At 71.9% G+C, this 1,980-nt stretch carries 2 protein-coding genes; one reads left to right on the top strand and one right to left on the bottom strand.

The annotated features are described in order from the left end of the window. Positions 1-943: 943 nt before the first annotated feature. On the bottom strand, positions 944-1,609 hold the full coding sequence (locus GUY59_RS46855) for a TetR/AcrR family transcriptional regulator (RefSeq protein WP_138208816.1): 666 nt from the start codon (positions 1,607-1,609) through the stop codon (positions 944-946). 73 nt (positions 1,610-1,682) lie between these two features. On the opposite strand from GUY59_RS46855, the gene GUY59_RS46850 reads away from it, so the two are divergent. Continuing rightward, positions 1,683-1,980, top strand: a 298-nt coding sequence (locus tag GUY59_RS46850) for an ATP-binding cassette domain-containing protein (RefSeq protein WP_161715136.1), incomplete at its 3' end; no start/stop codon positions are given.

Raw genomic sequence — 1,980 nt, 5'->3', positions numbered from 1 at the left:
CCGCTGTTCGTCCGGCCACCGCTCGCCCCGCCGCTGTCCGACCCGCCACCGCTCGCCCTGCCGCTGTCCGACCCGCCGTTGCGCGGCCCGCCAAGGTTCGTCCGGCCGTTGCCCGTTCCGCCGCCGCTGTTCGAGTCTCCGCCTCTCGGCTCGGCAGTGTCGGGCTCAGTGTCGGGTTCAGTGTCGGGCTCGCCGCCTTTCGGTCCCCGGCTGTTCGGCCCATGAAGTCCGCCGTCGTCAGGCCCGGCTCTCGCAGAACCCCGCCCGTAGCCAACCGGCCCGATGCCCGGACCACCCGGCTCGCCACCACCCGGCCCGATGCGCGGTCTGCCCAGCGTGCCGCTACCCGGACCTCCCGCGCCACTCGGCTCACCACCGCCCGGTCCGTCGTCGCCCGATCCGTTGAAGCCGTCGCCACCGGGTCCGCTTCCGGTTCTTCGACGGCCGCGCGTTCCGCACCGGCTCAGCGCAAAGGCACGGTGAGGTCCACCGCGCCGCAGTCCGGCTCGGCGCGATCGGCAGCCGGCCAGGTGGAAGTGACGCAATCCGCCCCCGCGCAGGGCGCCGCCGCATCAAGCGCGCGGCACAACGGCGCCGCGGCCGACAGGCTCGATTTCGCAAGCTGAGCCGACCCGATCTCAGCGGCCTTCGCCACCGGCACACGTGGCCCCGACACGGGTGACATGTCGCCACGGCACACGGCCGGCTTGGCGCGTCGTCACGGCGAGCAGCCCGTTGGCCTTCACGACCGGCCAGGACAGACGGTCACTGGGGGCGGCGCGTGCGGTGCCGGTGGCTTGCCGTAAAGGAACGGTTCGGCAGGGGGCGTACGGCGCCGATAGCTTGCCGCAAAGGAGCCAGTGGCGCTTGGCGTAAGCAACGGCTCGGCGAGGGGGCGTACGGCGCGGCCGATTTGAGCCGGACGTCAGCGAAGCGGGCAGGCTCAGCCGGGGCCGGTGCGGTGGGCCTGCTCGGCCTGCTCCATCCCATCGAGGAGGAAGGCGAGGCCTTCGGTGAAGGTGGTGTCCCAGCCGGTCCGCCCGCCGGGGAAGTCGAGACCGTGCTCGGCGAGGGACGGGTAGAGGTCCGCGCGCTCCTGCAGGAACGCGCCGGTGCCGCCCGGATCGCGCTGCTGCCATGTGACCTGCATGATGACCGAGCCCATGACGTAGTTGGCCAGGCTGTAGGCGGCGGTCTTGGGGGCGGGGAAGCCCGCCCCCGCCAGCGTCTCGTACAGGAATTCGGTGCGCTCCAGCGCGTTCGGGCCCATGAGCGGGCGGTCGAGCATGGTGGCCGACCAGGGGTGGCGCAGCAGCGCGGCCCGCCAGCCGCTCATCAGGTCGCGCGCCGCCGCCCGCCAGCCGGCTTCGCGGCCGGGCAGCGGCACCTCGTGGAATACGGCGTCAAGCGCCAGGTCGAGGACGTCGTCCTTGGTCTTGACGTGCCAGTAGAGGGTGGTGGAGCCGGTGTCGAGCCGCTCGGCCAGGCGGCGCATGGTCAGCCGGCCGACGCCTTCCTCGTCGAGCAGCGCCACCGCCTCGGCCACGATCCGGTCGAGGGTGAGCGTCTGCCTGGGCGCCTTCGCGGGGCGCGACCACACGGTGTCCACGCAGAGATAATACGTTGTACGAGATACTAGATCGGTGGTCTAGTTGTAGAACGACGATCGAGTGGAGGTTCGGGTGGGGCACATCGAGGTGAGCGGGCTGACCTACCTGCTGCCTGACGGGCGGCCGCTGCTGCAGGACGTGTCGTTCAAGGTGGGCGACGGCGCCAAGGCGGCGCTCGTCGGGCCGAACGGCGCGGGCAAGACCACTCTGCTGCGGCTGATCGCGGGCGAACTCGTCCCGGCCGGGCAGGAACTCCCGCTCCAGGTCCTTGAACACCAGCTCGAACGCGTCGAAGAAGTGCAGCTGACGCTCGTCGCCCACCTGCGTCAGCGACCCGGACACCAGGCGCCGGTAGAACACGCCGGCCAGC

Source organism: Nonomuraea sp. K271, assembly GCF_009908215.1.
GTDB classification, from domain to species: Bacteria; Actinomycetota; Actinomycetes; order Streptosporangiales; family Streptosporangiaceae; genus Nonomuraea; species Nonomuraea longispora.
This window is presented reverse-complemented; position numbering and strand designations above follow the sequence as displayed.